The following is a 366-nucleotide window of genomic DNA, read 5'->3' on the forward strand; positions in this document are numbered from 1 at the left end:
GAGCGTGATCGACGCCAAGGCCACCCGGCGACGCCAGGCGGTTGGGGCGTGACGCACGTGGCAAGCGACTGCTCGGTGGTGTATTCGTGCAACGAGTCCGCCATCAGCGATAGCGCAGGCTTCTGGCCCAACGAGTTCGGTTGGGTCCAGTTCGACCAGGCGACGCGCTTCTCGACGGAAGAGATCGGGAGATTACAGCTTCCGACCTCGACCGGCCGGGATGCGCGCTTCGTTCCCTGACAGGAAGCCAAGCAGCGCTACGGCTGAGTCCGCAGCCTGACGGCGACTTACCCCCACAGGCCTTCCATCCGCTCGGGTGGAGGGCCCTTTTTCTTCATCTCATACAGGAGATTTCAACCATGTCAC

The 366-nt window shown here is 62.8% G+C and carries 1 protein-coding gene; it reads left to right on the plus strand.

Going from position 1 to position 366, the window contains the following annotated elements; genetic code table 11:
* A partial coding sequence (locus C1I89_RS33865) for a hypothetical protein (RefSeq protein ID WP_258231589.1) occupies positions 1-240 on the plus strand: 240 nt, incomplete at its 5' end.
* Between the last annotated feature and the right edge of the window lie 126 nt (positions 241-366).

It is taken from the genome of Achromobacter pulmonis (assembly GCF_002885955.2).
Taxonomy (GTDB): domain Bacteria; phylum Pseudomonadota; class Gammaproteobacteria; order Burkholderiales; family Burkholderiaceae_B; genus Achromobacter; species Achromobacter pulmonis_A.